Origin of the sequence: Candidatus Electronema sp. PJ (assembly GCF_048287395.1) — a bacterium.
Lineage (GTDB): Bacteria > Desulfobacterota > Desulfobulbia > Desulfobulbales > Desulfobulbaceae > Electronema.
Window position 1 is genome coordinate 1 of record NZ_JBLWEO010000086.1, and the last position, 6,503, is coordinate 6,503.

Sequence of the window (6,503 nt, forward strand, 5' to 3'; positions counted from 1 at the left end):
GCCACCTTACTCTCCTGATCTTAATCCGATTGAGCATAAATGGGCGCAGGCAAAAGCTCTCAGAAAAAAATATCGATGCTCGGTTGAGGAGCTTTTTCAGAACGATATAATATGATCTTTTTATATCGCTACAGCTATATTGTCTTGGTAATGCAAAAATACCAACAATAGCACCATCAGGTAATGTAAATGGTCACCTTACGGCAATACATGTCACCGAAACACCTGTGAACTAAGCAGGCTACGGCATTAACCAATAACTTTGAGGATGCAGGTTGGCCTGGATTCTACTCAAGCCAACCTGCAATATGCTGCGGTTATTTGAGTTGGCCGTCCTTGAGCGTCAGGCAGCGATCCATAGAATTAGCCAGCTCCATGTTGTGCGTTACCATGATCACGGACATGGACTGGGTGCGGCAAAGATCGGTCAACAGCGCAAAGACCTGCTGGCCGCTGGTTGAATCCAGGTTGCCAGTAGGTTCGTCAGCCAGCAGCAGGGCTGGCTGCATCACCAAAGCACGGGCAAGAGCGACCCGCTGTTGTTCGCCGCCAGACAGCTCACCGCTGCGATGACTTAGGCGATGCCCGAGGCCAACTTGCTCCAACAGGCGTTTGGCACTCATTTTCAGTTTTCGTTCTGGCAGACCAGCAATGAGGCCAGGCATCATCACGTTCTCGAGTGCGGTAAACTCTGGCAGGAGATAGTGAAACTGAAAGATGAAGCCGATATGCTTATTCCGATGTGTGGCCAGTTGGTTCTCGGACAGGCGGCTTAAGTCCTGACCATCGAACCAAATCTTGCCCTTATCTGGCAGATCAAGGCAGCCAAGGATTTGGAGCAGGGTGGTTTTCCCTGAACCCGAGGCCCCAACAATAGCCAGCATCTCACCACGTGCTACTTCGATATTGACCCGGCGCAACACTTTGACTGGATTTTCTTCCGTACCGTAATCTTTATACAGATTCACGGCTTGCAAAACCAGGGATGCTGTGGGTATATTGAGAAGATCATTCATAGGTCAAAGCCTCTGCTGGCCGAATGCGTGAAGCCTTCCACGAGGGATACAAGGTCGCTGCCAAGGTGATCAGAATAGCAGAGATGGCAATGATAGTCACGTCCATTGGCACTACTTTGACCGGCATGGTGGACATGGGATACACATTACTTGGTAGTTCAATAATCTTGTAGCGTTTAAGGACAGCACACAGGCTCAAGCCTAAGGTTACGCCTAATACAGTGCCGGAGAGACCAATCACTGCCCCTTGATAGAAGAAGATACGCATGATCGAGCCAGTTTTTGCCCCCATAGACTTAAGGATGGCAATATCTTTGTTCTTCTCCATCACCACCATCACCAATGCGCTAATAATATTGAGTGCAGCAACGAGAATGATGAGGTCTAAGGCAATGAAGATACCTATCTTCTCGAGCTTTAGGGCAGCAAAGAGATTCTGATTGAGTTGCATCCAATCTCGTGCCGAATACGCTGGCCCAAGCTGCTTGCGGAGAGCAGCGGCAGTCAGGTTGGCTTGATCAATATCCGCAACCCGAACCTCGATGCCATGCACACTGTTAACCCCCTCCATACCCGCGAGTCGCCGGGCTGTGTCCAAGTTGACAAAGCCCATTGTCGAATCGTATTCATACATGCCTGTAGCAAAGATCCCGCTGACCACGCAGGTCTGTACCTTGGGCATTACCCCCATTGGCGTGAGCGGCCCACTCGGTGAGATCAGGCGGATTTTCGAGCCTGCTTGCACCCTGAGCTGATTGGCGATCTCCTTGCCCAACACAATGGCAGGGAGACTGTTCTTTGTCGCAAGATCAGCCAAGGTGCCGCTGGTCATCTTGGTCTCCAGGTTGATCACCTTGCCTGCACTACTTGGGTCAATGCCACGAATGGCGATGCCCGAGGATTGGCCGCCAGAGGTAATCAGAGCTTGGGCATAAACATAGGGTGTGGCAGCTGCTACGCCGCTGACTTTCTCGACCTGTTCTTTGAGCAACGTGGGATTATCAATCTCGCTGCCAAAGCCTTGTACTAAGATATGGGCATTGATACCGATGATTTGGTCACGCAATCCCTCGGTAAAACCTGTATAGACGGACAGGACAACAATCAGGGCCATCACCCCAACCGCCACCCCAAGTACCGAAATGATAGAGATCAACGAAATAAACTTCTGCTTCCGTTTAGCCCGCAGGTAACGGAAGCTGACAAAGCGTTCAAAGGACATATATAATCAAAAGAAATAAGTCGTTGGGTGATTAGCCGAAGAAGTGCTCATAGTCATCATGGCCGCCAATCCAAAACCATGTAACTGTATCTTTATCGAGAAGACCAAGAGCGCGGTAGCCAAGTGTCACTCTTACTGACCAGATATTTTCGCTCCGATTGATACATTTGAAACGCAAAGAAGGATGAAACGAGTCTTCAGTCCAAAGGCGATAGGCTTTTCTGACTTTCCCCCTCATCTCTCGGTCAAGTTTCCGGTACTGTTCCCAAAAAGACGGCACAGTTGCGGAATTCATAAGGTCTCAATATCTAAGGGCGCAGCTTTGCCTTCCTGAATCTCTTTGCGTACTTTTTTGGCAGCAGCAATAAGTTGGTCTTGGCTTTGCGAGAATGCGCTATTCCATTGTCTTTCATCTTTGAGGTCAGCAATATATTCTCTGACATGCTCAACCACTTGTTCTGTAAACTGCTCTGGCAAGTTCTCCAACATTTTGGCAATCGTGATAGCAGCTTCAGAGGCCATTGTTTCTCCTTAACGAGAGCTGATTCTCATGTGTTGATGTTTGCTTCACGTTACTTGTCAAGAAACTGTACTGCATTCAGCAGCTCTGGAAAATTATAGATTATGTAGTTCGGTTCTGTTCCGGCATATTCCTGCTGCCCCTGATTTGATTTAAAGAAGATCGTCTTGATGCCAAACTGCTGTGCGCCGAATACGTCGCGGTACATGTCGTTGCCAATAAACAGTACCTCTTCTGGTTTCATTTCCAGCGCAGCCAATGCCTTCTCAAACAGCCGTCTGTCCGGCTTCCGATAGCCCAAGTCACCGGAAACGATAACCGGGCTGAAGTATTCAAGTAAGCCGACCGCATTCAGTTCCGGCACGGCATAGGCTGCCTGTCCGTCAGAGACAATCGCCAGACGGTATTGCTGATGGAGCTGTTTGATCGTGTCCCTAACACCCCGGTAGCGTTTCAGCCGGAAAAGCGATGCGGCGCGGAAGGTCTCGGCCAGAAACAGGGGAAGCTGCCGTTGTTTTTCAGCAGGTAGCCGCTGAGTAAAAGCGGTTGAATGCTGATAGATGATCTCTTGGAAAATCACTACGGCATCAAACTCAGGATGCCGTTCACCTTCCGCTTCCCGCTTTTGCCTCATGATCCCGAAGTACAACGCTTTCAGCTCATCCGCCTCAAGAGAAATCCCCTGATACTTGAGCAGATTGCTCAAGGTTCGCCAGAGGTCTTTATTGCCTTCGTCAGTGTTGATATCGGTCAACGTACCGTTGATATCAAAGATCAGCCCTTTGATGAGCATCTTAAGTTCTCCTGCATGAGGCAATAAGGATTTATAGTAAAGAGCAATCAGGTTACAGCGAAATGCAAATAAACAAGGGAGGAGTCCTGCTCGTTTGCCAAGGAGTTGTACTCGGCAGAAAAGGAGTTCGGCTTGGCCAAACTGCTTGCCTGTCGAGCCACAAAGGAGTTTGGCCGACTCCAACTCCTTTCCTAGTCGGCCAAACTCCTCTCCGGCTTACCAGAACTCCTTTGGTACTTGGTCAAACTCCTTTTCTGCCGAGTACAACTCCTTTCTGAGTCGGCAGAACTCCTCTTTTGCCCAGCCAAACTGCTTTGTCAGTGAGCAAGAAAGGAGTATTAACTCCGAGTTATGCAGAAAATACCGCACTAGAAGCAACAGGTTCGCTCGTCGCTGCAACCTGATTTTGGCCTATATTGAGTATCTCCGCAAGCATTCTTTGCCTTCGTTGATCAGACAGCGGCGATACTCACGGCTCACCCAGCTATTGCGGGCGATGCGCAGTAAAGTTATGCCCATATAAAAAGGAATCCTGCTGGTAATGGAGCGAAATGCCCTGTCCCGGTTCGGAAAATGGCAGGCGTATTCCCAAAGGAAATGGCCGATGAACGGTTCAGCTGCCTGTCTGTCACCTGTTGCCCGGAGAAAGAAATGCTTCAATTCTCCAGCCAGGCGGCCTACATCAAAGACCCGGTCATTGCAATGCGAACGCTCCAGATCAAAGCCGCTGATATTCAAGCCGCTGCCGATAATAAAATTATCTGGCGTGGCATCGCCATGCACCAGCACCTGCTGATCTTCCCACATCCGTGCTTGCTGTCGCCATTGATCTCGGAGCCAATACAGTTCGTTTGCTTCGCCCTGTCCGATTCCGCCAATCCGCAAAAGCTTGCTGATGAGCTGATCCATATAGTTGCAGTTGTGATTAAAATCTGTTCTGACACCCGCTGTTGTCCGGTTATGGAGCGTAACCAGAAAATACCCCAGTGCAGTGAGCTTACGGAAGAGCTGTTCTTGCTCTCCGTTGTGAATCGCCGCCAGAATCACCTTGCTTAACAGCTCGCCTTCGCAATTTTCCGTCACCAAGAGCGCATTTAAAGCGTAATTGCAGCCGAGAGGTCGGGCCACATGGTGGGGATAGCCCTTTAGGCCGCATTCGCGCATGATACAGAGGCTGTCAAACTCGCGGGTTAGGCGTTCGGCGGCTTTGTCGGCATTTTTGTTCTGCCCGCAGAGAAAAAACTTGCCGATAATTTTCGCGCCGGTGTATTTCTCTTCATACAGGAATACATCATTGGAGGCATTCAAACGGAACACACGGTATTCTGGCCGCTGCTGCTTGCCTTCATTGAGCAGCGGCTGAATTTCATGCCGCAAATAGCCGTAGAGTGGATCGTCCCGGCGCACATGGCCGAGGTAATGCTGATTGTTCATCCTGCCTACTCTTCACGCCAATACTGATTTCTAATGGGTGCGCCAATATCTGCTTCAATCAGCCGCTGCCGCACAGCAAATAATTTTTCCATCAACTGCGGTTCAAACTGGGCATAAGCCTCCGCATCAGGCACGCGCTTCACCACCACGCCCAACAGTTCCGTAATCGCATTGCCGATAGAATTTTGACTAATGGTGACAATCAATTTTCCTTCATCGTTGCGATAAATAAGTTGCTTGAAAGCCGGTTGCCAGCGGATGGCATTGGCATATTTATCATCCTTAAGGCAGCAATCCCGTACTTTTTTAGCGGTTTTGAGAAAGTCGTTATTAAATAATAATACCTTCTCCACCTGTTCTGGAAAATAAACATGTTCTGGCATCGGCGCATTGCGGGTGGAGACCTGGCCAAAGAAGGTTCGATAGAAATCAAGAAAGCCTTTCAGCACTTGATCGTATTCCTGCCAAAAGCAGATATCTTTCAAGGCAGCGGCACCGCCTCTAATCTCCCAGCTGGGCAAGCCTTGCGGATAGCCAGTCAAGGCAATTTTTGCTGTTTCCGCATCTGTTGTTTGCAGAATCCTTAAATCTAAGGCCTTGTCGAAGAACTCCCGATACACATCGGGAATATGGGATTCAAAAAGGCTGTTCTGGCCGCCGTCAGTCAGGTTCGGGTTACTGGGATCAGCCAATTGCGCATTGCACAGTTCCTCTTTGCTGAAGACAATGAAATGATTGTGCAACATGCGGATGCTTGGCACGCCCGGCGAAGTCAGTGGCCATGTTGCATCCAAGCTGGCTTCACCGGCAATAACCAGCGACTGTTCTGGGTCAGGATATTGCTCCAGCATATACTCAATCATGATCTGGTTCATTCTATTCCAGACGTTCTTGACATGCTCAGGCAATTGCGTACGGCGTACTGGTCGGCCAAGCGGATTCAGAATACAGGCTGAAGTATTGTAGATGATTGATGCGTCAAATTCCAGGCTATGCCCAAGTGCTTTGCGGTACAGCAGGAGATTTTCTGGATTAGTCAATAGACCGTTGTTCTGCACCAAATCGTTCAAGTTTTCAGCACTATTAAAAAACTCATTCGGCTTCAAACCTTCCGGTACATTCAGCGGAATTGGCCTATACGGCGTGATGATTTCTCGTGGGCCTGATTGCATGTTGATCACTCGAAACTTAAAATAGGACGGCGAATCCGTCAGCAAACATCACCAGCCGGTCTATGGATGCCTTCTGACGTAGGCTTGTCCAGCTCAACGTAAAACTGCCTGAACAGGCATCGTAGGGAGCAGAGCGTTTTTTGTCAACAAAAAAGATGAGAGAAGCGGAGCGAGGAAGCGGCCAGAACTGGGTCGTGCTTATGAGATATAGCTGTAGCGATATAAAAAGATCATATTATATCGTTCTGAAAAAGCTCCTCAACCGAGCATCGATATTTTTTCCTGAGAACTTTTGCCTGCGCCCATTTATGCTCAATCGGATTAAGATCAGGAGAGTAAGGTGGCA

At 49.1% G+C, this 6,503-nt stretch carries 8 protein-coding genes; all 8 read right to left on the minus strand.

Annotation, left to right across the window (positions count from 1 at the left end; genetic code table 11):
- Positions 1-317: 317 nt before the first annotated feature.
- Complete coding sequence (locus ACNKIB_RS13715; RefSeq protein ID WP_417911136.1) at positions 318-1,016, minus strand: ABC transporter ATP-binding protein; 699 nt, start codon at positions 1,014-1,016, stop codon at positions 318-320.
- Positions 1,009-2,238, minus strand: coding sequence for a lipoprotein-releasing ABC transporter permease subunit (locus ACNKIB_RS13720; protein ID WP_417911137.1), 1,230 nt, complete (start codon positions 2,236-2,238; stop codon positions 1,009-1,011). The genes ACNKIB_RS13715 and ACNKIB_RS13720 overlap by 8 nt, the downstream gene beginning before the upstream one ends.
- A 31-nt stretch (positions 2,239-2,269) precedes the next feature.
- Positions 2,270-2,533, minus strand: coding sequence for a hypothetical protein (locus ACNKIB_RS13725; RefSeq protein ID WP_417911138.1), 264 nt, complete (start codon positions 2,531-2,533; stop codon positions 2,270-2,272).
- Positions 2,530-2,760, minus strand: a complete 231-nt coding sequence (locus tag ACNKIB_RS13730) for a hypothetical protein (protein WP_417911139.1) — start codon at positions 2,758-2,760, stop codon at positions 2,530-2,532. Before ACNKIB_RS13730 ends, ACNKIB_RS13725 begins: the two co-directional genes overlap by 4 nt.
- A 50-nt stretch (positions 2,761-2,810) precedes the next feature.
- Entirely contained in the window at positions 2,811-3,551 is a 741-nt protein-coding gene (locus ACNKIB_RS13735) for an HAD family hydrolase (protein ID WP_417911140.1), read from the minus strand.
- A 216-nt stretch (positions 3,552-3,767) separates the two neighbouring features.
- Complete coding sequence (locus tag ACNKIB_RS13740) at positions 3,768-3,929, minus strand: hypothetical protein (RefSeq protein ID WP_417911141.1); 162 nt, start codon at positions 3,927-3,929, stop codon at positions 3,768-3,770.
- A 33-nt stretch (positions 3,930-3,962) separates the two neighbouring features.
- On the minus strand, positions 3,963-4,985 hold the full coding sequence (locus ACNKIB_RS13745) for an aminoglycoside phosphotransferase family protein (protein WP_417911142.1): 1,023 nt from the start codon (positions 4,983-4,985) through the stop codon (positions 3,963-3,965).
- A 5-nt stretch (positions 4,986-4,990) separates the two neighbouring features.
- Positions 4,991-6,157, minus strand: coding sequence for a hypothetical protein (locus ACNKIB_RS13750; protein ID WP_417911143.1), 1,167 nt, complete (start codon positions 6,155-6,157; stop codon positions 4,991-4,993).
- Positions 6,158-6,503 lie beyond the last annotated feature (346 nt).

What these genes read in the sequence shown, in the direction of transcription:
- ACNKIB_RS13735 (WP_417911140.1), bottom strand. Translation starts at nt 3,551, where the DNA reads ATGCTCATCAAAGGGCTGATCTTTGATATCAACGGTACGTTGACCGAT.
- ACNKIB_RS13725 (WP_417911138.1), bottom strand. Translation starts at nt 2,533, where the DNA reads ATGAATTCCGCAACTGTGCCGTCTTTTTGGGAACAGTACCGGAAACTT.
- ACNKIB_RS13730 (WP_417911139.1), bottom strand. Translation starts at nt 2,760, where the DNA reads ATGGCCTCTGAAGCTGCTATCACGATTGCCAAAATGTTGGAGAACTTG.
- ACNKIB_RS13750 (WP_417911143.1), bottom strand. Translation starts at nt 6,157, where the DNA reads ATGCAATCAGGCCCACGAGAAATCATCACGCCGTATAGGCCAATTCCG.
- ACNKIB_RS13720 (WP_417911137.1), bottom strand. Translation starts at nt 2,238, where the DNA reads ATGTCCTTTGAACGCTTTGTCAGCTTCCGTTACCTGCGGGCTAAACGG.
- ACNKIB_RS13745 (WP_417911142.1), bottom strand. Translation starts at nt 4,985, where the DNA reads ATGAACAATCAGCATTACCTCGGCCATGTGCGCCGGGACGATCCACTC.
- ACNKIB_RS13715 (WP_417911136.1), bottom strand. Translation starts at nt 1,016, where the DNA reads ATGAATGATCTTCTCAATATACCCACAGCATCCCTGGTTTTGCAAGCC.